Source organism: Acetobacter ghanensis (assembly GCF_001499675.1).
Lineage (GTDB): Bacteria > Pseudomonadota > Alphaproteobacteria > Acetobacterales > Acetobacteraceae > Acetobacter > Acetobacter ghanensis.
The window spans coordinates 198,557-222,517 of record NZ_LN609302.1; the positions used below are offsets into that span (position 1 = coordinate 198,557).

21 protein-coding genes are annotated in these 23,961 nt (G+C 60.4%); 9 read left to right on the forward strand and 12 right to left on the reverse strand.

The window, feature by feature from the left end; genetic code table 11:
* Nucleotides 1-52: 52 nt before the first annotated feature.
* Genes rbfA through rimP form a run of 5 tightly spaced genes read right to left on the reverse strand, consistent with a single transcriptional unit; the run spans nucleotide 53 to nucleotide 6,004 of the window.
* A complete protein-coding gene (gene rbfA / locus AGA_RS00965; RefSeq protein ID WP_059022619.1) occupies nucleotides 53-517 on the reverse strand; it encodes a 30S ribosome-binding factor RbfA in 465 nt (154 codons plus the stop codon).
* Entirely contained in the window at nucleotides 514-3,186 is a 2,673-nt protein-coding gene (infB, locus tag AGA_RS00970) for a translation initiation factor IF-2 (protein WP_059022620.1), read from the reverse strand. The genes rbfA and infB overlap by 4 nt, the downstream gene beginning before the upstream one ends.
* Nucleotides 3,183-3,833 (reverse strand): RNA-binding protein, encoded by a 651-nt coding sequence (locus AGA_RS00975; protein ID WP_059022621.1) that lies wholly within the window; start codon nucleotides 3,831-3,833, stop codon nucleotides 3,183-3,185. The genes infB and AGA_RS00975 overlap by 4 nt, the downstream gene beginning before the upstream one ends.
* A 14-nt stretch (nucleotides 3,834-3,847) precedes the next feature.
* A complete protein-coding gene (gene nusA, locus AGA_RS00980; RefSeq protein WP_059022622.1) occupies nucleotides 3,848-5,395 on the reverse strand; it encodes a transcription termination factor NusA in 1,548 nt (515 codons plus the stop codon).
* Between the two features lie 30 nt (nucleotides 5,396-5,425).
* The gene (rimP, locus tag AGA_RS00985; RefSeq protein WP_059022623.1) at nucleotides 5,426-6,004 is read right to left on the reverse strand and encodes a ribosome maturation factor RimP; all 579 of its coding nucleotides are present in this window, start codon (nucleotides 6,002-6,004) and stop codon (nucleotides 5,426-5,428) included.
* 261 nt (nucleotides 6,005-6,265) lie between these two features.
* Here rimP and AGA_RS00990 point away from each other — a divergent pair, with 261 nt between their 5' ends.
* The 3 genes from AGA_RS00990 to AGA_RS01000 are packed head-to-tail and all read left to right on the forward strand — an operon-like array spanning nucleotide 6,266 to nucleotide 9,132.
* Nucleotides 6,266-6,853: a hypothetical protein gene (locus tag AGA_RS00990; protein WP_059024560.1), complete on the forward strand. Its 588-nt coding sequence runs from the start codon at nucleotides 6,266-6,268 to the stop codon at nucleotides 6,851-6,853.
* Nucleotides 6,850-8,124: an AAA family ATPase gene (locus AGA_RS00995; RefSeq protein WP_059022624.1), complete on the forward strand. Its 1,275-nt coding sequence runs from the start codon at nucleotides 6,850-6,852 to the stop codon at nucleotides 8,122-8,124. Before AGA_RS00990 ends, AGA_RS00995 begins: the two co-directional genes overlap by 4 nt.
* Nucleotides 8,125-8,166: 42 nt before the next feature.
* Entirely contained in the window at nucleotides 8,167-9,132 is a 966-nt protein-coding gene (locus AGA_RS01000) for a hypothetical protein (RefSeq protein WP_059022625.1), read from the forward strand.
* A 75-nt stretch (nucleotides 9,133-9,207) separates the two neighbouring features.
* On the opposite strand, the gene AGA_RS01005 is transcribed toward AGA_RS01000, so the two are convergent.
* The 4 genes from AGA_RS01005 to acnA all read right to left on the reverse strand — a co-directional run bounded on the left by AGA_RS01005 (nucleotide 9,208) and on the right by acnA (nucleotide 15,447).
* On the reverse strand, nucleotides 9,208-10,125 hold the full coding sequence (locus AGA_RS01005) for a LysR family transcriptional regulator (RefSeq protein WP_059022626.1): 918 nt from the start codon (nucleotides 10,123-10,125) through the stop codon (nucleotides 9,208-9,210).
* Nucleotides 10,126-10,377: 252 nt separating this feature from the next.
* Nucleotides 10,378-11,865 (reverse strand): ABC transporter substrate-binding protein/permease, encoded by a 1,488-nt coding sequence (locus AGA_RS01010; protein WP_373319904.1) that lies wholly within the window; start codon nucleotides 11,863-11,865, stop codon nucleotides 10,378-10,380.
* Nucleotides 11,866-11,927: 62 nt separating this feature from the next.
* Complete coding sequence (locus AGA_RS01015) at nucleotides 11,928-12,689, reverse strand: amino acid ABC transporter ATP-binding protein (RefSeq protein WP_059022628.1); 762 nt, start codon at nucleotides 12,687-12,689, stop codon at nucleotides 11,928-11,930.
* Between the two features lie 64 nt (nucleotides 12,690-12,753).
* Nucleotides 12,754-15,447, reverse strand: a complete 2,694-nt coding sequence (gene acnA / locus AGA_RS01020) for an aconitate hydratase AcnA (protein WP_059022629.1) — start codon at nucleotides 15,445-15,447, stop codon at nucleotides 12,754-12,756.
* Nucleotides 15,448-15,688: 241 nt separating this feature from the next.
* On the opposite strand from acnA, the gene ccmA reads away from it, so the two are divergent.
* Both ccmA and ccmB read left to right on the forward strand, forming a co-directional pair.
* A complete protein-coding gene (gene ccmA, locus AGA_RS01025; protein ID WP_373319902.1) occupies nucleotides 15,689-16,390 on the forward strand; it encodes a heme ABC exporter ATP-binding protein CcmA in 702 nt (233 codons plus the stop codon).
* Entirely contained in the window at nucleotides 16,387-17,055 is a 669-nt protein-coding gene (gene ccmB / locus AGA_RS01030; RefSeq protein WP_059022630.1) for a heme exporter protein CcmB, read from the forward strand. The genes ccmA and ccmB overlap by 4 nt, the downstream gene beginning before the upstream one ends.
* 96 nt (nucleotides 17,056-17,151) lie before the next feature.
* Here the strand turns inward: ccmB and AGA_RS01035 are convergent, their stop codons facing one another.
* Together AGA_RS01035 and AGA_RS01040 are read right to left on the reverse strand one after the other, a co-directional pair.
* Nucleotides 17,152-17,901 (reverse strand): YfdX family protein, encoded by a 750-nt coding sequence (locus tag AGA_RS01035; RefSeq protein WP_059022631.1) that lies wholly within the window; start codon nucleotides 17,899-17,901, stop codon nucleotides 17,152-17,154.
* Between the two features lie 227 nt (nucleotides 17,902-18,128).
* Nucleotides 18,129-19,259, reverse strand: coding sequence for a type III PLP-dependent enzyme (locus AGA_RS01040; RefSeq protein WP_059022632.1), 1,131 nt, complete (start codon nucleotides 19,257-19,259; stop codon nucleotides 18,129-18,131).
* Nucleotides 19,260-19,709: 450 nt separating this feature from the next.
* Between AGA_RS01040 and AGA_RS01045 the strand changes: the two genes are divergently transcribed.
* Nucleotides 19,710-20,750, forward strand: a complete 1,041-nt coding sequence (locus AGA_RS01045) for a YihY/virulence factor BrkB family protein (protein ID WP_083503493.1) — start codon at nucleotides 19,710-19,712, stop codon at nucleotides 20,748-20,750.
* A gap of 24 nt (nucleotides 20,751-20,774) precedes the next feature.
* On the opposite strand, the gene AGA_RS01050 is transcribed toward AGA_RS01045, so the two are convergent.
* Nucleotides 20,775-21,386 (reverse strand): septal ring lytic transglycosylase RlpA family protein, encoded by a 612-nt coding sequence (locus AGA_RS01050; protein ID WP_059022633.1) that lies wholly within the window; start codon nucleotides 21,384-21,386, stop codon nucleotides 20,775-20,777.
* A gap of 244 nt (nucleotides 21,387-21,630) precedes the next feature.
* Here AGA_RS01050 and aroQ point away from each other — a divergent pair, with 244 nt between their 5' ends.
* Genes aroQ through accC form a run of 3 tightly spaced genes read left to right on the forward strand, consistent with a single transcriptional unit; the run spans nucleotide 21,631 to nucleotide 23,884 of the window.
* Nucleotides 21,631-22,086: a type II 3-dehydroquinate dehydratase gene (gene aroQ, locus AGA_RS01055; RefSeq protein WP_048854779.1), complete on the forward strand. Its 456-nt coding sequence runs from the start codon at nucleotides 21,631-21,633 to the stop codon at nucleotides 22,084-22,086.
* Nucleotides 22,083-22,541 carry an acetyl-CoA carboxylase biotin carboxyl carrier protein gene (locus tag AGA_RS01060; protein WP_059022634.1) on the forward strand — a complete coding sequence of 153 codons (459 nt, stop codon included), beginning with the start codon at nucleotides 22,083-22,085 and terminating at the stop codon, nucleotides 22,539-22,541. Before aroQ ends, AGA_RS01060 begins: the two co-directional genes overlap by 4 nt.
* Entirely contained in the window at nucleotides 22,541-23,884 is a 1,344-nt protein-coding gene (gene accC / locus AGA_RS01065; protein WP_059022635.1) for an acetyl-CoA carboxylase biotin carboxylase subunit, read from the forward strand. Before AGA_RS01060 ends, accC begins: the two co-directional genes overlap by 1 nt.
* Nucleotides 23,885-23,961 lie beyond the last annotated feature (77 nt).

The following is a 23,961-nucleotide window of genomic DNA, read 5'->3' on the forward strand; positions in this document are numbered from 1 at the left end:
AACCCCGCCCAAGCGTGAGCCTGAGCGGGGTGAAAACTGTTTTTATAGGAGTTCAGTCTTCGTCAGACTGATGGTCGCCCTCATTGCCAAGATCACGCTGGACCTCTGGCAACCGCAGAAGCGAATCCACATGCATGGCCGTATCCAGCGCCGTATCGGGCTGAAAATGCAGCTCTGGCACGGTGCGAATTGTCAGCTTATGGGCAAGCTGCGTCCGCAACCACGGAGCAACCCGTTTGAGTGCAGGCAGAAGAGAAGCTACATCGCTCCGCCCCAGCCGTGTAACAAACACGGTTGCATGTTTGAAGTCCGGCGCAAGCCGCACTTCCGTAACGGTAATGGAAACATCCGACAGTTCCGGGTCACGGAATGTAGTCCGGGCGAACAGTTCGGCCAGAACGCGCCGCACTTCCTCCCCTACCCGCAACTGACGCTGCGAAGGGCCAGATGAGGAAAGACCGGCGAGATAGTCCGCCGGTCCCCCTGTTTTACTGCCTGATCCGTGGCGACGACTCATGCTGGAATTAACTCGCTTTCAAAGCATTCCACCACATCGCCTTCGCGCAGATCGTTGTAGCCTGCAAAGGAAAGACCACATTCGTAACCCTTGGTCACTTCCTTCTGGTCGTCCTTGAAGCGCTTGAGCTGGCTCAGATCACCTTCATGGATCACCACGCCATCACGCAGCAGACGCACGCCACAGCCACGTTTGACAACGCCTTCGGTCACGAAGCAACCGGCAACCTTGCCCACCTTGCTGATTTCGAAAACCTTGCGGATTTCGGCATAGCCAAGGAACTTTTCGCGATGCTTGGGCGCCATCTTGCCACGTACGAGCTGCTCCACGTCGTCCGCCACCTGATAGATGATGGAGTAGTAGTGGATGTCCACGCCCTCACGCTGGGCCAGAAGCCGCGCCTGAGAGGTTGCACGCACATTAAAGGCAACGATAACCGCGTCGGACGCCTTGGCAAGCTGCACATCACTTTCCGTGATCTGACCAACCGAGGCATTCAGCACACGGACGCCAACTTCTTCATTCGCCAGCTTAAGCACAGTGGTCTGGAGCGCTTCCGCCGAACCCTGCACGTCCGCCTTGATAAGGACAGACACTTCCTTCTGCACACCGGCCTGAATACGGGCCAGCATCTGATCCAGCGTGCCACGGGCAGCAGCCTGACCAGCAGCCTGATGCTCCTTCAGCTTACGCTGGCGGAACTCGGAAATTTCACGCGCACGGTTTTCGTTTTCCACGACCACAAACGGTGCACCAGCGGCAGGAACCCCGGACAGACCCAGAATTTCCACCGGCATGGACGGACCAGCCGCCTCAACCTGACGACCACGGTCATCCACCAGAGCACGCACACGGCCCCATTCGGCACCGGCTACGACGATGTCACCCTTGCGGAGTGTACCCTTCTGCACCAGCACGGCCGCCACGGAACCGCGACCACGGTCCAGACGGCTTTCAATAACGGCACCTTCGGCAGCACGATCCGGATTAGCCTGAAGTTCCAGAATTTCTGCCTGAAGCAGAATGCCTTCTTCCAGCTTATCCAGCCCGATGCGCTGGCGTGCGGACACTTCAATGTCCATCACGTCACCACCCATGGATTCCACAACAATCTCGTGCTGCAGCAGATCCTGCCGCACGCGGTCCGGCTTAGCACCCGGCTTATCGATCTTGTTGATGGCAATGATCATGGGCACGTTGGCCGCCTTGGCATGTTTAATGGCCTCAACGGTCTGCGGCATGACGCCGTCATCCGCTGCAACCACCAGCACGACCACATCCGTAATGGATGCACCACGGGCACGCATGGCCGTAAAGGCCTCATGTCCAGGCGTATCCAGGAAGGTGATCTTGGCACCCGATTCCAGCGTAACCTGATAAGCGCCAATATGCTGGGTAATGCCACCGGCTTCACCCGCAGCCACGTCCGTGGTGCGCAGTGCATCCAGCAGGGAGGTTTTGCCGTGATCGACATGCCCCATAATCGTCACCACAGGCGGACGTGGCTGCATATCTTCGGTCGTGTCTTCCACGCCTTCGATCCCCAGCTCCACATCTGCTTCGGAAACGCGGCGCACACGATGGCCGAATTCTTCCACCACCAGTTCCGCCGTATCGGCATCAATGCTCTGGGTCACGGTTGCCATGACACCCATTTTCATGAGCGCCTTGATCACCTCACCCTGACGGGCTGCCATACGGTTGGCCAGTTCCTGCACCGTAATCGTTTCGGGCAGGATCACGTCACGCACGACCTTGACCTGATCGGAACGCAGGCGTTCCAGTTCGGCCTGACGGCGTTCACGCTCACGCTGGCGACGCACGGAAGCGAGCGAACGGGTTTTGTCGTCATCCCCTTCAATCGCGGCCTGAACGTCAATGCGGCCTGCACGGCGACCACCACCGACATCCCCTTTGCGACCACCACTGTTCTTGCGCGGCGGTGCTGCCTTGTTGCGGGACGGACCACGGCGCTGTTCTTCCTCGCCTTCCGTACCACGGCCACCACGCAGACGCAGGGTCTGGGCAGCGCTCGCATCCTTTTCCGCTGCAGGAGCGGACTGGGTGCGTGGCGGAGCCACAGGCTTGAGCGGCTTGGCTGGCATAATGGCGCGTTCGGCCAACGGGCGCAGACGACCGGCAGGTGGCGCCAGTGTGACTTCACCGGGAATTGGCACAGCGGACACAACAGGTGTCTTGAGTTCGATCGGCTTGATCGAGTCAATGCGGGCCTTGCGGTCGGCATCAGCAGCGGCGGCCTCTTCGGCCTCGCGCTCTTCAGCCTGACGCTTGTCTTCCTCTTCCTTCCGGCGCGCTTCCTCAGCGGCGGAAAGAATACGAATCTTCTCGGCCTCGCGCCGTTCAGCTTCACGCCGTTCGGCTTCCAGCGCTTCTTTCTTCTGTTCCTGAAGCACGCGCTGGCGCATGGCCAGTTCGGCTGCGGTCAGGGTACGGCCGCCGCCTGCGCGGGAACCACCGGAGCGCCCACCAGCGCCACCCGGAGAGGGACCACGTTTTTTACGCACTTCTACCTGCACGACCTTGGAACGGCCATGACTGAAACTTTGCCGCACGGACCCGGCATCAACCGTCCGTCCGACCTCCGGACGCCCTGCCGGCCGAAGGGACAAACGCCCCTTACCCTGATCCTGATCCTTGCCTTCGCTCATTGACCCGCCTGTTCACACCCATCCGCCGGAAAGGTCCGGCAGACCCGGGGATCGCCAACGGCCACCCCCGCAAAACGTCTGTTTTCACAACAAAGACGCGTAGCCAGCCCGCCGGCCGCCAGCGCCACATTCACAACACGTTCGCGCCCAAAAACCTTAGCCAGTTCTTCAGACGACAACGCATCAACGACAGGAATATCCCGCCCGCCTGACATGAGGCGGCCCAGTTCTTCCCTGCTTCCGTCCGATGCGTGAACGATAACAGCAGCACGACGCTGCATAACCCATTCCCGCACCTTAACGAAGCCACTAATGGCCTGACCGGCGCGTCGTGCCAGCCCAACCAATTCTATCATCCGCCGGTGCAGACCCACTTCTACCTGAGAGAGGAGGTCTTCCGGCACCTTGACCTGCATCCGGGCGGCGCGTGCAAACACGCCGCGGCTACGAGCCTGTTCTATCACATCCCGGCGGGCACTCAACCATATTCCCCGTCCCGGCAGACGCGCGTCCAGATCAGGGACAATTATGGAAGAGGGTGAGACCACAAACCGCACCATCTGAGCTGGAGTACCTTCCTCCCGCGTGACTGCGCACCTGCGGAGGCTGCCCTTCTCTTCTGCTGCTGGCAAGAAATCACCACCCACCCTGTATCAAGGCCTCAGACGCCTGCCCCGCCTTCTGGCGTGGAGGAAGGGGCTTCGCCCGCTTCATCATCAAACCAGTGCGCACGCGCTGCCATGATAATCTCATTGGCGGCGTCTTCTTCTATGGCATCCGCCCCCAGAATTTCGACCAGCTCATCGCCAGCCAGATCACCGAGGTCGTCTAGGGTTTTTACACCCTTTTCACCCAGTGTCACAAGCATCTGGTTCGTGAACACACCCATATTTGCAATATCGTCAGTAACACCAAGCTCTTTACGGCGTTCGTCCAGCTTTTCTTCCTGACGGACCAAGTGGCCTTCAGCACGCTGGACCAGTTCCTGCACGACCGATTCGTCAAACCCCTCAATGCCGATCAACTCATCGGGATCAGCAAAAGCCAGTTCCTCAATGCTATGGTAGCCTTCGGTCACCAGCAGGCCTGCAATCACGTCATCCACGTCCAGCGCTTCAACAAACTGGCCGCTGCGGCGACGGAACTCTTCCTGACGGCGTTCGGATTCTTCCGCTTCGGTCAGAATATCAATGTCCCAACGTGTCAGCTGGCTTGCAAGGCGGACGTTCTGCCCGCGCCGACCAATGGCCAGAGAGAGCTGGTCATCTGGCACCACAACTTCAACACGCCCGGCTTCCTCGTCCATCACCACCTTGCTGACTTCAGCCGGAGCCAGCGCGTTCACCACAAAAGTGGCGGCCTGCGGGCTCCATGGGATGATGTCGATTTTTTCGCCCTGCAATTCGGCCACAACAGCCTGCACGCGGGAGCCACGCATACCAACGCAAGCCCCAACCGGGTCGATGGACGCATCGCGCGAGATCACGGCCATTTTGGCGCGGGAACCGGGGTCACGCGCAACGGCCTTAATTTCGATAATGCCGTCGTAGATTTCCGGCACTTCCTGCGCAAACAGCTTGGCCAGAAAGGCCGGATGCGTGCGGGAAAGGAAAATCTGCGGGCCGCGGGGTTCGTCACGCACATCATAGATGTAGGCGCGCACGCGGTCAGAGTTACGGAACGTCTCACGCGGGATCAGCTCATCGCGGCGCAGGAGCGCCTCGGCAGAGCCAATTTCAACCAGCAGGTTGCCGTATTCGGTCCGCTTGACGGTGCCGTTAACGATCTCGCCCACACGGTCCTTGAATTCGTTGTACTGGCGCTTGCGCTCATATTCACGCACACGCTGCACAATAACCTGCTTGGCGGTCTGGGCCGCAATACGCCCGAAGTCGATCGGGGGCAGCGGGTCGATCAGAAATTCGCCCACCTGAATTTCAGGGCGGAACTTGCGGGCAATGGAGAGGGCAATCTGCGCATCTTCATTTTCCACCACGTCCACAACTTCCGTCCAGCGGGAGAGGCGTACCTCGCCCGAGCGGCGGTCGATTGTGGCGCGAATGTCCTTTTCGTGCCCGTATTTGGCGCGGCCAGCCTTCTGGATGGCCTGCTCCATGGCCTCCAGAACCTCTTCACGGTCAATGCCCTTTTCGCGCGAAACAGCGTCTGCCACCAGCAGCAGTTCAGGACGGGAAACGGAGGTATCCATGCTCTCAGCTCTCCAAAACAGGCAGCTTTATCAATGCACCTTGGAAGCAGGCGGCTCTTTTTTGCCATCCTGCTCCACGCCTGCATCCGATGCAGGCTGTACCATACGGGCGCTGTATTCAATCAGCGCATCGGTCAGCACCAGTCGCGCCTTGCGGATTTCGGCCAGTGGCAGAGCCACTTCTGTGCCGTCATCCAGACGCATACGGGCAACTGTTCCATCGGACCCCAAAGAAACGCCAGCAAAACGCCGCCGCCCATCAATGGGGACCAAAACTTCCGCCTTGGCCTGATGCCCCGCAAAGCGGGTCCAGTCCTTGGCACGTGTGAGCGGGCGGTCAATCCCGGCGGAGGACACTTCCAGCGTCCACGCCCCGGGAATGGGGTCCTCCACATCCAGCACGGCGCCTACAGCGTGGCTGATTCGCTCACAATCCTCAACATTGATCAACGCTCCGTCCTGCCGGTCGGCCATGATCTGCACTGTCGGGCGTTCACGCCCCAGAACCGCCACGCGCACGATCTCGTACCCCATCTCCTCCACGGCAGGAGCGATCAGGGCAACAAGACGGCCCTCAAGGCCGGAATGGGCAGAAAGATCAGTGTCCAAAGCAAAAAAGGCGGCCCTTCTAAGGCCACCCCCCGAAACGTCATTCAAATTGAGAAGGATGATGCTTTATCTAGTGCACAAAGGCACAGACTGCAAGGGAAGAAACCACTCTCGCCCCGTTTGCGCGCGGCAGACCATAAAAAATAAATTACTGCTGGACTAGTTTTGCGCATTGCGCCAACCCTCAGACATGCTTTTATTGCTTTGGCTGCGACATATCTGCAACGCTCCGTTATGCAGGCAAGGAGGCTGACCGTCATCATGCAGAACAAGCCGGACCCGGCATGGCAGCCTCAGCCCCAGGCGGCTGAAAAGTCCCCCAATATGCGGCTGGGCCTTATTGGCATGGCCGCATGCGTGCTGATGGCAGGCGCTGGCCTGCATTTTTACGGGTCAAACAAAAACCCGGCCAACCCGGCCATTGCCAGCGAGTCCGCGGTAGGAGACGAGTCCCAGCGCATGGGCATACCTCTGAACCTGATTGCTCCCCAGAATGCCGAGCAGGCTCTGGCTGGGTCCAGTTTTTCCGCCCAGCAGCAGGCGGACATTCTGGCCGCTGTCAAACGGCGGGACGTGCGCCTTGTGGCCATGCCGGTGTATGATGCAACGGGTGCTGGGGGCACCATCACCCTTGTCTGCGGCCCGTGGCAGCAGAGTGTGGGGCTGACGGCAAAGCCCACAACCGTCATCCTGCCTATAAGCATGAGCGGCAATGTGGACATTATTCCCTCGGCCCCACCCGGCCCGGCAGGCATAGGCAGCGGCGCCATAACCGTTTTTGGCCCACAGCCCCTGCCCGTTCTTTATAAACAAGGGGATACCCTTGCACTTACGGTGATCGCTCAATGAAGGGTCTGCTCCCCACACTGAACCGGCTGATGCCGCTGATGATGGTGGTCTTTCTGGTGCTGGCCAGCATCCAGATTGTCCTTAGCCTCCATCTGTCCCTGCATTCCATTGCACATGTGCTGCAATGGTGCGCATCTGCATGGCCTGTTCTGGCTGTAACCGGCCTTGTGCTGAGTGTTGCAGGACTGCTGTTTGAAACTCGGGCCGAACATCTGGCCCGCAAAGGGCTATTACGCCGACGGGGGTTCATCATGGACGTTCTTGCCAGACTGACCAATCGCGCCGAACTGGAAGAAATGCTTGCGCGTGAACAGCGCGAAACCACCATAGACGCCGAAGAACTGGCCGCAAACCTGCGTGCCCGCGTGATCGGGCAGGATCAGGTGTGCGAGGATATTGCCGTCCAGCTCCGCCGCCGCCTGGCGCTACAGGTGCGCGGCAAGCCGGTTGGCATCTTTTTGCTCGCTGGGCCACCGGGCACAGGTAAAACCTACCTTGCCAAGCAGATGGCCCGCCAGCTCGAACGCCCCCTGCTGCATTTTGACATGACGCAGATGAGCAGCCCCCACGCCGCCACCCAGCTTTTTGGCTCGCCCAAAGGCTATGTTGGCTCGGACACCTACGGCAAGCTGACCGGCGGGCTGAAGGAAAAGCCCGATGCCGTGGTGCTACTGGACGAAATTGAAAAAGCCCACCCCGATGTGTTCAAGAAATTCCTGACCGCATGGAACGACGGGCACATTACCGAGGCCTCCACCGGGCAGCAGATTTCCACCGTGCGGGCCATTTTTGTGCTGACCTCCAACATTGCCACCGATGCCCTGACCGAAATTGCCGACCGCCTGCACGATGACCCCGACCGCATGCGCGCCGAATCGGTCGAGGCACTGCGTCAGGCGGGCTTTGCGCCTGAAGTGCTGAACCGTCTGGACCGTATTTTTGTCTTCCGCACCCTGCGTGGGCTGGATATTGCCCGCGTTGGCGCGCTGGAAATTGAAGCCATGATCGAAGGCTACGGCCTGAAGGTGGAAACCAGCGGCATTGATGCCTCCCTGCTGCTTGACGTCATGCGTCGCCAGAGCCGCATGGGGGATGCTGCCTCCGCGCGTGACCTTGTCCGCTCGATTGAGGATATGATCAGCGAGTCCCTCATTATTGCCCGCCAGCAGGGGGCTACCATGGTCCGTCTGGTCAAGGAGGATGATGGCACCGTGGTCGCCAAAGTGGCTGATAACCGTGATGACGGGCTACATGCCCGCCTGACCCCTTGATCCACCGCGCTTTTACGACCGTTTGACAGCCAAGGTTACCGCATGACTGCTTTTACCCGCCTGTGGCATCGTGCCCCATTATGGCGCACCGCACTGATAACCGCAGGCGTGTGCGGCACACTGTCCGTTCTGTTCCCGGCCCCGTGGCTCGCGTCCAGCGTGCCGGGCTATGGCGCGCTCAGCAGCAAAATCCGGCACATGCTCCCCTCCTCCCTCGGCGGCACCGAGGCGAGCGATGCCCTGCACCCGAATGAGGACCAGCGTACGGTTTCCGTCCCTCCGATGGATGCGCAGTTTGAAGGCTCCGTCGCCTTTGCCGGGCGGCAGCTTCCCCTCCCTGCGGGCAAATGGCACCCGGTTGTGAATTTTCAGGACGATGTCGCCCATGGGGAAGTGCTGACAACGCTGTATGTCCGCTCCGCGCAGGGCATTGTTACCGGGCTGATTATTGCGCAGGCGACCACCCAGTCCCTCCCCATTGCCGCCATGAACATGATTCAGGCGCAATGCCACAGCTCCTTCAACTTCATGAACGAAGCGGCTCCGCAGGATGGCAACCGTAACGAATGCTGGATGACCACCCCCATCCGGGTGGTGAACAACCTGTTCCTGACCTCCAACGAGGCCTTGCAGGTGCTCCTGAGCGACCAGATGTACATTCCCCCCGCCGTGCAACGCCTGACCATGATGGGCTTTGACCTGCCCCCCATACTGGTCGATGCCGGGTGGAATCTGGTGGAAAAAAGCAAGTCCGGCGCAGGGGTGGACTTTATGAGCGTGCATACGCTGCTCAGCCCGGCGGAAGCTGGCGAGCGCAGAGTCCCCGGTGAGCCGGAGAACTGGTCCCGCGCGGGTATGGCCGATTCGGCTGCCGTTACGGATTTTGTGCAGCGCACCAATGGCTGGCTACGTGGCTGGGTACCCACCCTGCAACGCGGGTTTGACAGCAAGCTTACACCCTCCGCCACCCCTCCGGCGGAAGCCATGGACCCGGCCTTCCGCGGGTAAGGCGGACCAGAGCGCGCAAAATAAAAGGGGGGAACATTCCCCCCTTGCCACAATACCCGCACTTGCTCCCGCTTCTTACACAACGGGGGACAGAAGCCCTCCGTCACGCAGCAGATCGGCGGAAACATCAACCAGAAAATCCATGACCGTACGGGTCCGCAACGGCAGAGTACGGGGGCCGGTATGCACGGCGTAAAATGGCAGGCCGGGAATATTCCAGTCCGCAAACAAGCGCACAAGGCGGCCACTGGCTACGGCGTCCCGCACCTGAAAAGCCGGAAGCAGCCCAACACCAATACCGGCTTCCACGGCGTACATCACTGCTTCGCTGCTATTGGCCCGGAACACGGCGGCGGGGGCAATAACGCTTTCTTCCCCATCCCGCTCAAAATTCCAGTCCAGCCGGCTGGACCCGTAATTGTACACAACACCCGGATATTCGGTGAGCTCCCGCGGGTGTTGGGGCGTGTTGTGGCGTTGCAGGCAGGCGGGGGACGCCACCAGCCACTTATGGACCACCCCCAGCTTACGGGCGATCAACGTACCTTCCGCAATGTCTCCCACGCGGACGGCCAGATCCAGCCCTTCTTCCACCATATCTCCAAACGAATCGCGCATGACCACCTCAACCGAAAGGTCGGGGTGGCGGTCCAGCAGTTCACCCATTCTGCGGGTCAGGCACAGGCCAAAGGCCGTGGTTACACCCAACCGCACAAGGCCGGAGACCGAGGCCCGCCGGCGGCCCAGTACTGTTTCTGCTGTTTCCAGAATTTCCAGCACTTCGTACGCATGGGGCAGCAGGCTGCGCCCATCTTCCGTCATGGTCAGGCTACGCGTCGTCCGGGCGAACAGCGTGGTGCCATAATGCGCCTCCAGCAAGGCGATATGTCGGGAAATTGTAGGCTGGCTCACCCCTGTCTCGCGCGAGACAGCGGAGAATGAACCTGTGGCGGCAACACGCACAAAACTATGCAGTGCAGAAAGAAGATCCATGGAGTTCGGCACCGTTTCCTGTGTAGGCGGTCAGCCTTATCCAGTGCTGCCAACAACCACAGGAGAGACAGGCCAGAGTGTGCCGGAAAGGAGCTCCAACCATCCCGCCCTGTACCAGCATGCTGTGTCAGGCTACGAGCTTGTTGCCTTCCCTATTGCAGCAAGGTTAGGACGGATACAACATATTCAGAACAACCACCGGCCATGCCTATAGCGCATTAACGTTACGGGCATGGCCGCTTGGCGGCAGCCTTACCGGCGGCGGGTATGGGGCATGGCAAGGCGTTTTTCCGCCAGCCGCGCCAGCCGTACAAACGGCAGACCCAGCAGCAGGTAAGCCGCGCCCACCATCAGCCCCGTGCCAAAGTAGTCAAAATAAGCCGAGGACAGGCGGATGTAGGTCTGCGTCAGTTCGGTCAGGGTAATGACACTGACGAGAGACGAGTCCTTGAGCAAGGAAATAAAGTCGTTGGTCATAACGGGCATAACCAGCCGGAACGCCTGCGGCACCAGTACGTAGCGCAGCGCCTGCCGGTGGGTCATGTTGAGCGCAAGAGCCGCTTCCATCTGCCCATGAGCGACCGATTGCAGACCGGCCCGGTAATTTTCCGCCTCATACGCAGCGTAGTTCATGCCAAGGCTGACCACACCAGCCACAAAAGGCGTCATGCTGATGCCAAATTCCGGCAGCCCATAAAAAATGAACAGGACCTGAATAAGCAGCGGCGTCCCGCGCACAAGCTCCACATACGTCGCCGCAAGCCATGCCAGCGGGCGGGGGCCGTACAGGCGCAGCAATGCCAGACCAAGCCCAACACCAACGGCCAGCACCATAGCGCAAAGGGAGACAAGCAGCGTCAGCCATGCCGCTTTGGCAAGCTGGGGCACAAAGCCCGCGTACCGCTCCAGCCGCACGCGCAAACCGCCCTTGCCTTCCAGCTCGGCCACGTAGTTGTTCCATGCAACCGGGGTGACGTTGGGCTGGGTATGGTCGTTGGTCAGCTGCGCCATTTCTGGCGTCCACAGGTCCCAGCGCACCAGAATATGGTGCAGGCTGCCATCCTGCTGCATGGACACGAGGGCGGCGTTCACCCGCTCACGCAGTTCGGTGTTCTGCCCTTTGGCAAAGGCTATGCCGTACTGCACGCGGCCAATGGGGTCGCCCACAATATGCAGGGCCGGGTTGGTATCGCCATAATATTTGGCAATCGGGCCATCAATCAGAATGGCGTCCGTGCGACCATTGGCCAGATCCATAAAGGCATCTGTTTCTTCGTCATAGGTACGCAGCTGGATCTTGGTGTTGTTGGTCAGCATACGCTCGGCCTGCGTATCCTTGATCGTGCCGACCGTATGGCCTTCCAGCGCGGCCAGAGTTGTCAGCTGTTCACCCTTGCGCCGCACCACCAACCGCTCGGATGTGACGTAATAGGGAATACTGAAGTCAATGCCTTCAGCATGTTCGTCCGTCATCTCGATCCCGCAGATGACCATCTCGTACAGGCCACGTTGCAGGCCGGGAATCAGCCCGTCCCAGTCATTATTGATGAACTCCAGCGGCGCCCCCATGTGGCGGCTGAGTTCCTGCATCAGATCATATTCAAAGCCGGTTAGCTTGTTCTGATCTTTAAGATCATGAAACGTGTAGGGCACATCGGCCGAGGAGTCGGCCGCCCAGTGGATGGGCTTGCTCTGCGCATGGGCGGTTGCGGCAACCCCAAGGCTCCCCAACGCCAGCAGCGCACAGAACAGGCGGAACAGAGCGCCCCACAGGCGCCGAGGGCTGGGCTGTGTGCTGTTCTTCACAGGACTGTCCTCATAAAACGGCGGGTCTGTTCATGGGCGGGGTTCACACACAGCACTTCTGGTGGCCCAGCCTCAATGACGTGGCCCCCATCCATGTACACCACCGTGTCGGATGCGACCTCGGCAAAGCGCATGTCATGGGTGACAATAATCTGGGTCATACCCTCGTCATCCAGCGTACGCATGACGTTGAGCACCTCCTCGGCCACAATGGGGTCCAACGCGGAGGTCGGCTCATCATACAGCATGATCTCGGGCCGCATGGCCAAGGCGCGGGCAATGGCCGCACGCTGCTGCTGACCGCCAGAGAGCGAAACAGGGTAACGCTGCGCCACCTTGGCCAGCCCCACTTTTTCCAGCAGGGCCATGGCCTCTTCCCGGTCGGCTTCGGCGTTGCCGCCTTTGACCACACGGGGGGCCAGCATCACGTTATCCAGCACACTCAGGTGCGGAAACAGGTTAAAACTCTGGAAGACCATACCCACGTGTGTCCGCAGGCGATGAGCCATATGCTCATCCGCCCTACGCCACGGGCCACCATTGCGCTCAATGGTGACCCCCATGGCCGTAACGGTGCCACGGTCGGGTATTTCCAGAAAATTAAGACACCGCAGGAAGGTGGATTTACCGCAACCGGAAGGGCCGATGATAGACACCAGCTCCCCTTTGCGGACCTGCATGGACACACCACACAGGATCTCCCCCTCACCAAAGTCCTTGTGCAACCGTTCCGCACTCAGAACTACGGGGTCATTCATAGAAAAAGCCGACCCGGTCTGCACCGGGTCGGCAATAAGACGTTCACCTTGAACGGATGGGTTCTCAGGCAGCTTTCGTCATCCCTCGCAAGACGTACTGAAGGATGCCACCATGCCTGTAATACTCTACCTCGTCCAGAGTATCGACCCGGCAAAGCAGCGGTACTTCCTGCTTGGAACCGTCATTTCTTGTAATTGTCATAATCACGTCCATACGGGGCGTGAGTTTGTCAATTCCGGAAATGCTGATGACCTCATCCCCCGTCAGACCAAGGGTCTTGCGGGTTGTGCCTTCCTTGAACAGCAGCGGCAGAACGCCCATGCCCACAAGGTTGGAACGGTGGATACGCTCAAAGCTTTCCGCAATTACGGCCTTAACGCCCAGCAGCAGGGTGCCTTTGGCAGCCCAGTCGCGCGAGGAGCCCATGCCGTATTCCTTGCCACCAAATACAACCAGCGGCACGCCCGCCTTCTTGTATTCCATGGCCACGTCATAGATCGAGCCTTCCTTGCCATCGGGGAAGTGCTTGGAATACCCGCCTTCCGTGCCCGGCAGCATTTCGTTCTTGATGCGGATGTTGGCAAACGTGCCACGCACCATGACCCGGTCATTCCCGCGGCGCGAACCGTAGGAGTTGAAGTCCTTGGGTTCCACACCGTGTTCCATCAGGTAGCGGCCAGCGGGGCTGTCCTTTTTGATGGAACCTGCGGGGGAGATATGGTCGGTGGTGATGTTGTCACCCAGCAGGGCCAGAATACGCGCACCGCTGATGTTGCCCGGAGCCGTGGGCTCAACCGCCATGTTCTTGAAGTACGGAGGATCCTGCACGTAGGTGGACTTGGGGTCCCACTTGTAGGTTTCGGACCCGGTAGCAACCTTGAGGCCCTGCCATTCCTTCGTACCCTTGCCCACGTTTGCGTAACGCTTGATGAACTCTTCACGCGTGATGGACGAGGCGATCAGGTCGGCAATTTCCTTGTTGGTCGGCCAGATGTCCTTCAGGTACACCGGCTTGCCATCCTTGGACGTGCCAAGCGGCGCGGTCGTAATGTCCTGACGCATGGTGCCCAGCAGCGAGTAGGCAACCACCAGCGGCGGGCTGGCAAGATAGTTGGCGCGCACGTTGGGGGAAATACGCCCCTCAAAGTTACGGTTGCCGGACAGGACGGAAACAGCAACCAGGTTGTTGTTTTCAATCGCGTCCACAATGTTGCCGGGCAGCGGGCCGGAGTTACCGATGCAGGTGGTGCAGCCATAACCAACCGTGTTGAAGCCCATGGCATCTAGGTCTTCAGTCAGTTTGGAACGATTGAGGTAGTCGGTCACAACCTGCGATCCGGGTGCGAGCGAGGTCTTGACCCACGGCTTGGGGGTCAGGCCCAGAGCGCGCGCCTTGCGGGCCACCAGACCTGCTGCAATCAGCACCGCCGGGTTGGAGGTGTTGGTGCAGGAGGTAATGGCGGCAATCACCACATCACCACTGCCCAGCTCGTAGTTGGTGCCTGCAACCGGAACCTTTTTGTTGGCTTCGGCAGCGGGGACGCCAAGGGAGGAGGTCAGTTCTTTTTCAAACGCCGTGGTGGCGTTCTTCAGTTCCACGCGGTCCTGCGGGCGCTTGGGGCCTGCCAGAGACGGCACAACCGTGCTCAGGTCCAGTTCCAGCACGTCCGTAAACACAGGTTCGGGCGTTTCTGCCGTACGGAACATGTCCTGCGCCTGCAGGTATTCCTTAACCAGCTTGATGCGGTGTTCGTCACGGCCGGTCTGACGCAGGAAGTCCAGTGTCAGGTCATCCACGGGGAAGAAGCCACAGGTTGCGCCGTATTCGGGGGCCATGTTGGCAATGGTCGCGCGGTCGGCCACGGGCAGGTGGTCCAGAGCCGGGCCAAAGAATTCCACAAACTTGCCAACAACGCCCTTTTTACGGAGCATCTGGGTTACGGTCAGCACCAGGTCGGTTGCCGTGGCCCCTTCGGGCAGTTTGCCAACCAGCTTGAAGCCGATCACATCGGGGATAAGCATGGCAATGGGCTGGCCCAGCATGGCGGCTTCGGCCTCGATCCCGCCAACACCCCAGCCCAGAACGCCCAGACCGTTGATCATGGTCGTGTGGCTGTCCGTGCCGTAGAGCGAATCGGGGTACACATAGTCCTTGCCACCCACGTTGGCGGTCCATGCCACCTGCGCGATGTATTCCAGATTCACCTGATGGCAGATGCCCGTATCGGGCGGCACCACGGAGAAGTTCTCGAACGCTTCCTGACCCCAGCGCAGGAAGGCATAGCGTTCCGCGTTGCGTTCAAATTCGAGGGTGATGTTTTCCTGCAGTGCCTCATCGGTCCCTGCAAAGTCCACCATCACGGAGTGGTCGATCACCAGATTGACCGGCACCATCGGGTTGACCTTCTGCGGGTCGCCCTTGAGGTTCACAATCCCATCGCGCATGGCCGCAAGGTCCACAACGCCGGGAACACCCGTAAAGTCCTGCATCAGAATGCGGGAAGGTTTAAAGGGCACTTCCTTTGTGCTGCTGCCCTTGGGCAGCCAGCCGGCAATGGCCTTGGCATCTTCCACATTGTAGGAGCGTGCATCCTCAAACCGCAGGATGTTCTCCAGCAGAACCTTAAGCGAAACCGGCAGGCGGCTTACATCGCCAATAGTTTTTGCCGCTTCAGGAATGGAAAAATAGTGGTAGGTCTTGCCGTCAACCTCAAGGGTACGGCCTGTTTTGAGTGAGTCGTGGCCAACCGATTTCATCGTCGTTTTCTCCCCGATCACAGCCGATGGCTGGTGATGCGTTCAGGACACCGTTCGTGTTCCGTATTGTTCCGCACGGCGCTGCGTGCGTGTCCGCTCTTCGGACAACCGGCTTGATATCCCGTTGGGGCTAGAACATACCGGCACAGATAAAAGGCACAAGCGGGGGAATGACCACGACCGCGCGAGCAATCCCGCTTTTTGTGTTATTACGGTAACAAAAAGGAGAAGTCCCATCTCCGTGAGCCAGTCCTCCACAGGCGCCAACGCCGCGCCTGCCCCTGCTTTGGCCACAGCCCCGCTGCTGGCGGCAGACTCTCTTTGCATTTTTCGTGGGGACCGTCTGGTGCTGGACGGCGTAAGCCTGCGCCTGAACGCGGGGGACGCCATGCTGCTGACCGGCCCCAACGGTGCGGGCAAATCCACCCTGCTGCGGGTGCTGGCCGGGCTGCGCAAGCCGGATTCGGGGCTGCTGACATGGAACGGGCAGTCAATCTTTGATGACCGCGCCGCCCATGCGGAGCGTGTGGCCTATATTGGCCATCAGGATGCCCTTAAACCCGGCCTGACCGTAACCGAAAACCTGCGCCTGTTTACCCGGCCGGGCGCAAACATGGCCGAAGCACTGGAGGCCATGGACCTGCTGCCACTGGCCAACCTGCCTGCCCGCCTTTTGTCCGCCGGGCAAAAGCGCCGCACGGCCCTTGCCCGCGTACTGCTGGCACAAGCCCCGCTATGGCTGCTGGATGAACCGAGTCTGGGGCTGGATTCGGCCGCCATAACTCTGCTGGGCAACGCCATGACCGCACACCGTGCACGCGGTGGTATGCTCATCGCCACAACGCATGTGCCCCTGCCGCTGGACAACAGTTGCGCGCTGGCCCTGCCCGGTGCAACCGACCACCGCCCCTTTGCCGCGTATGAAGAAGGAGACGGCGCATGAACAGACTGTTCTGGGGCATTGTCATGCGCGACCTGCAACTGGCCTTACGCCACGGAGCGGACACGCTGGGCGCCGTGCTGTTTTTTGTCGTAACGGCAACGCTGTTCCCCCTTGCCCTTGGCCCCTCGCCCGAACTGCTGCGCCACATGGCGCCCGGCATTATATGGGTGTGCGCCCTGCTGGCCGCCCTGTTGCCACTGGACCGGCTGTTTGGTGCGGAGCTGGAGGATGGCTCTCTGGACCAGCTGCTCCTGCTGGGCCTGCCGCCCGCACTGGTCGCACTGGCCAAAATAACCGCACACTGGCTGACAACGGGCGTGCCGCTCCTGCTGGCTGCGGTTCCTTTGTCCATTATGCTGGGCCTGCCCTCCTCCGCCCTGCCGGTGCTGCTGGGGGGGCTGTTTTTAGGGTCTGTTGTGCTCTCCCTTATCGGGGGAATGGGCGCATCCATTGTGCTGGGGGCTCGCCGGGGTGGGGTGCTTCTGCCGTTACTAACCCTCCCGCTGGCAACGCCTGCGCTTATTTTTGGCGCTGCCGCCATAGATGCGGCATCCAACGGGTTACCGTGGCAGCCTGACCTTGAACTGCTGGGGGCATTTGTTGCAGGCACGCTGCCGCTGTGCCCACTGGCGGCGGGTGCAGGGCTACGGGCCGCAGCGGAATAAACCGCGCAAGACAACAAAAAGGGGCGGTAGCCATATGTGGCACCGCCCCTTTTTGTTGCCAACCAGCCCGGCACACCGTACCGGGCCAGCCTGCCCTTATTTTGCCGGAGCGGGAGCCGGTGCGGCCTTGGCATTTGCACCAGCATTAGCGGATGCACCCGCACTTCCGTTGGACACGGCCTGAATATCCACCGAGGCATAGCGCACGGCATTCTGCGCATCACGCAGGGCTTCGCTGGCCTTGTAGGGGTCTTTGCCAATCAGCTTGGCGGCGCGGTTGACGTCCTGCGTCACCTGGTCCAGCGGCACGGCAGCAATAACGTAGTCCGCATCCACACTGGTTACACGCAGCACTTCAGCAGCACGCGCCGGGTTGCCGGATTTGAGGTGCCGGTTGGCGGCCGCCACAACGGCGGTTTTTTCCGGTGTTTCATCTGCGTTGGCGTTCAGCACCAGTTCGCCATCAATCGGCAGCCATGCGACCTGCTGCGTTGCGGGCGCGTTGGGGCGTGGGCGGGACTGGCCGGTTTTGCTCGGCATCAGCTCGGCAGCGGCTTTCTGAAACGCGGTGTTATCCGAGCGCGCCGTGGTCAGCGCCTGCTGGGCATTGGCAATAAGGGCCTTGGCGCCAGCCAGATCGCCATCAAAAATAGCGTTGCGGGCGAGAGACAGATATTCGAACGCCATGCTGCCATCATCGGAAAGACGGCTAAAGTCCTGCGTAGCGGCGGACTGTGCAACTGTGTTGGACGTGGCTGCACCAGACTGTGCCTGCTGTGCATACAAAGGTGTTGCAACCATCGTTGCCACCAGAGCCGTACCCAGCAGCATACCCATTCGTGTCATGATAACTCCCTTTACTCAGGCTTCGCTCATGGAGCCCGTGTCTGGGGTAATTGTTAAGCGCATCGGGCGTGCTGCAAAGGGCCGCACGCACAATACAGGCCTGCCTTTACGGCAATGGGAGGCGCAAAAAAGCAAAGCCCCCCTTCCGCCGGGCCAGAGCGGCCGGGCAAAAGGAGGGCAATCCTGTGTACAAACCCGTTGTGGAGGCAGGCTCCACGGCAGGATGTTCAGATATAATGCTCGCTCAAAGGCGCAAATCCATTGAAGCGGGTCGAGCAGTAGGTAGAAACATAGGCCCCGGTGCCCAGTAGGTCGATCTGCTCGCCAGAGCGCAGGTCGAGCGGCAGGTCATAGTGGCTTTTTTCGTACAGAATATCCGCCCCATCGCAGGTTGGCCCCGCCAGAGCCACTGGCCCCGTGGGGGAGCCATCGCGCGCTGTGCGAATAGCGTAACGGATGGATTCGCCCTCCGTTTCCGCCAGACCACCAAAACGGCCAATATCCAGATACACCCAACGCAACCCGTCCTGACGGCCACGTGCGCTGACCAGCACCACCTCGGTGTGCACCACACCGGCCTCGCCCACAATAAAGCGGCCCGGCTCCACCAGCATTTCGGGCAGCGCATTGCCAAAATGCTCGGTCATGGCGCGGCAGATGGCCCCCGCAAAATGGTCGATCTCGGGCACATCCTCACGATACCGGATGGGGAAGCCCCCGCCGAGGTTGATCATGCGCAGGTCCAGCCCTGCATCGCTCAGGTCCGTAAACAGGCTGGCAACGCGGGCAATGGCGGCTTCATACGCCTGCGCGGAGAGCTGCTGGCTCCCAACATGGAAGGACAGACCATACGGGTCCAGCCCCAGCTCACGCGCAGCCAGCATCAGGTCCCGTGCGGATTCGACCGTGGTGCCAAACTTGCGGGAGAGCGGCCATTCCGCATCGTAATTATCCACCAGCAGGCGGCAGTACACACGGCTGCCCGGCGCGTGCTGGGCAATTTTTTCCAGCTCCTCGCGGCAGTCGAACACGAACATGCGCACGCCAGCCTTGTAGGCAGCCTGAATGGCGGACACTTTTTTGACCGTGTTGCCAAAGGAAATGGATTCCGGCTCCGCCCCTGCCTCAAGGCAGAGGGAGACCTCCTCCCACGATGCGGCATCAAAGCAGGAGCCAAGCCCGACCAGACGGGTCAGGATGGGCATGGCCGGGTTGGCCTTGACGGCATAGTAAATGCGCGCGAGCGGCAGGGCTTTGCCCAGTGCGCGGTAACGGGCTTCCACCTGGTCAACATCGACGACAAGGCAGGGCGTTGCCGGTTTTTGCTCGGCAAGAAAACGGGTGATTTTGGGATTCATGTCCCCACTCCCCCAGTTCAGGCTCCCCCACCTGTACAGCGGAGAAGGACGTTGCGAAACGGTCTAACGGACCAGCGAAAGGCAGACCCACAAAGGAGTCCCGATTGGCCAGAACGCTTGACGTCGTTGCGTAACCTCAGAGGGCCAGTGGCACGTGCGTTGCTGCGTAGGGGCGTGGATATGAGGCCAAACCGACACAAGCGCAAGTAAAAAATCCCGATAAAACAAAAAAACTTGGCATATCCCCTCCCCCCCGGTAAGACTGGAGAATATTACGGTTACTTCACGCTTTCCTGCTGTTTTTTCACGGAAGTCTCTGTGCGCCCCATTGTGAAGTAAACCCCACCAGACTCCACTCCGGCCCCGTTATTGGCCAAGCATGGCGCGCACGTGGAGCGCCCGGACTGTTCTCCTCGGGCACAACCACAGATCAAGGAACTTTCTGAATTCATGCAGGCTCTCTGGCAGTCAGACCGCTCCCCCCTCGCCTCGCACACCGAGCCAGAGGCCCCTGTACGCCCGCTCCGGCTCCGTTTTGCCAGCCCGTGGGCCATGAGCCGCAAGGACTGGCGGACCATTGTGTCCAACACCGTTAAAAACCTTGTGTTTGGACCAACCACGCTGGTGGCGGCGGGGTGTGCATTCTACACCACCCTCTCCCTGTTCCCGGCCATTAGCGCCATGATCTCCATTTACGGTCTGGCGTTTGATGTGCAGACCGTGGCCCCGCAGATGGACATTCTGCACAACCTGCTGCCCCCCAGCGCCTTCAACCTGCTTTATAACAGGGTGCAGACACTGGTGGCCGAGCCGCCATCCTCGCTGACCCTGAACCTGATTGTCTCGCTCTCGGTCGCACTCTGGTCCGCCTCGGCAGCCACGCGCTCCATCCTGTCGGCGTTGAATATTGCCTACAACACGCGGGAAAACCGGAATTTTCTGGTCTTTCAGGCCACCGCCTTCGCCATGACCCTGTCTGGCATTCTGGGTGCGGTGCTCACACTGGCCCTGCTGGTTGCCATGCCGCTTTTTCTCACCCTGCCCGCCATACTGCACATTCCCACCCCGCCCGGCTCCATTGAATTTATGGCGCGGTGGAGTGGGCCTGTGGTCATGTTTACATTTGAAATACTGGCCCTGTCCGCCCTGTACCGCTTTGGGCCAGACCGCAAACGGCCCACCCAGTGGCGCTGGGTCATGCCCGGCGCGCTAACCGCCACCATTACATGGATTATGGCCTCGCTCGGGTTCTCGTACTACGTGGCGCATCTGGCCAGCTACAACGCAACCTACGGGCCGCTTGGCGCCTTTATTGCCATTATGATGTGGTTTTTTGTGACCGCGTGGGTCGTGCTGATGGGGGCGGAACTCAACGCCCAGATGGAGGGCTACGCTCTGGGGGTTATTCAGCCGCCCGAAACCGATTCCATGCTGGCCAGCAAACCGGCCACGCCGAAGGACTGCCCACAAGCCCCCCCAACAGACCTGTAACCGGAACCCGTCCGACCAACCTGCTTACGGGTGACCAAAACGCTTGCGCTGGAGGTGCAGGGGGCGGCCACGCTTGCCGGTTGCCGGTTTGGATGGCGCGGTCAGGGATGGCGCTGCATCGCCCTCGGGGGCGGCGGCCACTTCCTCTGGCGTTGCGGTCTGAACACTCACATGGGCCACGCCGGAGTGGAGCATCCCAAGCTGGGCCGCCGCCGCAGCGGAAAGGTCAATAATCCGCCCGTGGCTGTATGGCCCACGGTCATTAACCGTTACCACCACGGAGCGCCCTGTTTCTTCCGATGTCACGCGCAGCTTGCTCCCCAGCGGGGCTGTGGGATGGGCTGCGGTCAGGCGGTTCCTGTCAAACCGTGCGCCGGAGGATGTCCGGTGCAGGTGTTGGTGGGCTGCACCATACCAGCTTGCCATCCCCGTTTGGGAGACGGCACGACCGGAAACAGAACCCGTGTCAGCGTCTGTCTCGTCCTGTGCGTCACGCGCTGCAAGGGCCTTCTGCACGGATTCGGCCCATGCAGTGCCACTTTGTGCGTCCGCCGCAGCCGCATGGGCGGTGGGGAGCGCGAACAGTGCTGTTGTGACAAACACACTTCCAAGAAGTGCCCGGCGCAGGGCTGACATCCGCCTGTTAACTCCGTTTCCGTTATACCTAGTAGCCTTAATGGTCGCTTTGCCGGCCCAAAAGCAACCTTATTCTGACCGGCACCAAGGGTAGCCCACCCCATATTGCCCGCTGTGGTGGCAAAAATATGACGGTACACGCCCCACATAGGCCGCAATAAAGTAGGGTTAAGTGCGATGAACCCACTTTTCGTGCCGCTTTCTCTTGGATACGCGGCTGCATCGTGCTACGGCCCCGTTTGTCATGGAAAGACCTCTCATTGCTGTCCTGAACGGCCCCAACCTGAACATGCTTGGCCAGCGCCAGCCCGAAGTGTATGGGCGGGCAACGCTGGACGACGTGGAACAGCTGTGCCTACAGACCGCCGAAAAGCTGGGACTGGCCATAGACTTCCGCCAGACCAACATTGAAGGCGAGCTGATCTCCTGGGTGCAGGAGTGCCGCAAACGGGCCAAAGGCATCATTATCAATCCCGCAGGCTATACCCATACATCCATCGCCCTGCTGGATGCACTGCTGGCTACGGACCTGCCGGTAATTGAGGTCCATATCTCCAACATTCACCGCCGCGAGCCATTCCGCCACCACTCCTACGTTTCGCGCGCCGCTACCGGCGTTATCTGCGGGCTGGGAGTCGGCGGGTATTCTCTGGCCTTGCAGGCAATGACTGATCTTATTCTGGATGAGGATGACCAATGAGCGGACTGCTCGTGGACGCGGATGCCATTCGGGCTCTGGCCGAAATTCTGACTGAAACCGGACTGACCGAAATTGAGGTGTCTGAAAAAGACCGCCGCATTCGCGTGGCCCGGGCTGCGGCCACTGTGCAGGCTGCGGCTCCTGCCCCCGTAGCAGCCCCGGTTGCCGCGGCAGCCCCCGCTGTGGTGGAAAGTGCAGCCCCGGCTGACCTCTCCCGCCATCCGGGTGCAGTGCCCAGCCCCATGGTAGGTGTGGCCTACCTGACGCCCGACCCGTCCTCCCCGCCGTTTGCCAGCGAAGGACAGATCGTGACCGCAGGCCAGACCCTGATGCTGATTGAAGCGATGAAGACCTTCAACCAGATCAAGGCGCCCAAGGGTGGCACGCTCAAGGCCATTCTGGTTGCCTCGGGCGACCCGGTTGAATTTGGCCAGCCGCTTGCCATCATCGAGTAATGTTTTCCAAAATCCTCATCGCCAACCGTGGCGAGATTGCCCTTCGTATCCTGCGCGCCTGCCGGGAACTTGGGATCAAAACCGTGGCGGTTCATTCCACCGCTGACGCCGATGCCATGCATGTGCGTCTGGCGGACGAGGCTGTGTGCATTGGCCCGGCCTCCTCGCGCGATTCGTACCTGAATGTGGCGGCCATCCTGTCTGCCGCCACCATTACCGGGGCGGAAGCCATCCACCCCGGCTACGGCTTTTTGTCCGAAAACGCGGACTTTGCCGAAACGGTGGAAGCGCACGGCCTGACCTTTATTGGCCCAACGGCGGAACACATCCGCATGATGGGTGACAAGATTACGGCCAAGACCACCATGCTCGCCCTTGGCGTGCCACTGGTGCCCGGCTCGGATGGTGAGCTGGCCAACCTTGAAGAAGCGCACGAAGTCGCCAACCGCGTTGGCTACCCGGTGCTGATCAAGGCCGCAGCCGGTGGCGGCGGACGAGGCATGAAGGTCGCCCACTCCGCAGAGGAACTGTCCGATGCATGGAGCATGGCCCGTACCGAAGCCCGCGCAGCATTCGGCAACGATGCGGTGTACATGGAAAAATACATGGACCGCCCGCGCCATATCGAGCTCCAGATTCTGGGCGACAACTACGGCAACGTGGTCCATTTTGGCGAGCGTGACTGCTCGCTCCAGCGCCGCCACCAGAAGGTGCTGGAAGAGGCAGGCTCCCCCGCCATTTCCGCCGAACAGCGTGATGCCATTGGCCGCACGGCAACCGAGGCGCTCTCGCGCATGGGGTACCGTAACGCAGGCACGTTGGAGTTCCTGTATCAGGACGGGCAGTTCTGCTTTATCGAAATGAACACCCGCCTCCAGGTCGAACACCCCATTACCGAGATGGTGTGCGATGTGGACCTGGTGCGTGAGCAGATCCGTCTGGCCGCAGGTGAAAAGCTTGGATACACGCAGGAAGACGTGGCCTTTTCCGGCCATGCCATTGAATGCCGTATCAACGCGGAAGACCCCGTAACCTTTGCCCCCTGCCCCGGTACCGTTGCGGTGTACCATCCGCCGGGTGGTCTGGGCGTGCGGGTGGATAGCGCGCTTTACACCGGCTACCGCGTTCCCCCGTACTACGACAGCATGATTGCCAAGCTGATCGTCCATGCCCCCACGCGTGCACAGGCTATTGCCCGTATGCAGCGTGCTCTGGACGAATTTGTGGTGGAAGGGATTAAAACCGTTATTCCGCTACACCGCGCAATTCTGGAAGACCCCGGTTTTCAGAAAGGTGACTACACCATTCACTGGCTGGAACAGTTTATGGCGCGGGAGCCGTAAGCGCGGCACCTGCCAGAACACGCCTACCCAAAAGGGCCGGTCCACAGTATGGACCGGCCCTTTTTTTATGGCATATC

Bases quoted from the DNA above. Each gene is read 5' to 3' on its own strand.
- acnA (WP_059022629.1), bottom strand. From the start codon at position 15,447: ATGAAATCGGTTGGCCACGACTCACTCAAAACAGGCCGTACCCTTGAG.
- AGA_RS00995 (WP_059022624.1), top strand. From the start codon at position 6,850: ATGAAGGGTCTGCTCCCCACACTGAACCGGCTGATGCCGCTGATGATG.
- AGA_RS01060 (WP_059022634.1), top strand. From the start codon at position 22,083: ATGAGCGGACTGCTCGTGGACGCGGATGCCATTCGGGCTCTGGCCGAA.
- AGA_RS01035 (WP_059022631.1), bottom strand. From the start codon at position 17,901: ATGACACGAATGGGTATGCTGCTGGGTACGGCTCTGGTGGCAACGATG.
- nusA (WP_059022622.1), bottom strand. From the start codon at position 5,395: ATGGATACCTCCGTTTCCCGTCCTGAACTGCTGCTGGTGGCAGACGCT.
- ccmB (WP_059022630.1), top strand. From the start codon at position 16,387: ATGAACAGACTGTTCTGGGGCATTGTCATGCGCGACCTGCAACTGGCC.
- aroQ (WP_048854779.1), top strand. From the start codon at position 21,631: ATGGAAAGACCTCTCATTGCTGTCCTGAACGGCCCCAACCTGAACATG.
- accC (WP_059022635.1), top strand. From the start codon at position 22,541: ATGTTTTCCAAAATCCTCATCGCCAACCGTGGCGAGATTGCCCTTCGT.
- AGA_RS01000 (WP_059022625.1), top strand. From the start codon at position 8,167: ATGACTGCTTTTACCCGCCTGTGGCATCGTGCCCCATTATGGCGCACC.
- AGA_RS01045 (WP_083503493.1), top strand. From the start codon at position 19,710: ATGCAGGCTCTCTGGCAGTCAGACCGCTCCCCCCTCGCCTCGCACACC.
- infB (WP_059022620.1), bottom strand. From the start codon at position 3,186: ATGAGCGAAGGCAAGGATCAGGATCAGGGTAAGGGGCGTTTGTCCCTT.
- AGA_RS01050 (WP_059022633.1), bottom strand. From the start codon at position 21,386: ATGTCAGCCCTGCGCCGGGCACTTCTTGGAAGTGTGTTTGTCACAACA.
- rbfA (WP_059022619.1), bottom strand. From the start codon at position 517: ATGAGTCGTCGCCACGGATCAGGCAGTAAAACAGGGGGACCGGCGGAC.
- AGA_RS01040 (WP_059022632.1), bottom strand. From the start codon at position 19,259: ATGAATCCCAAAATCACCCGTTTTCTTGCCGAGCAAAAACCGGCAACG.
- AGA_RS00990 (WP_059024560.1), top strand. From the start codon at position 6,266: ATGCAGAACAAGCCGGACCCGGCATGGCAGCCTCAGCCCCAGGCGGCT.
- AGA_RS01015 (WP_059022628.1), bottom strand. From the start codon at position 12,689: ATGAATGACCCCGTAGTTCTGAGTGCGGAACGGTTGCACAAGGACTTT.
- AGA_RS01005 (WP_059022626.1), bottom strand. From the start codon at position 10,125: ATGGATCTTCTTTCTGCACTGCATAGTTTTGTGCGTGTTGCCGCCACA.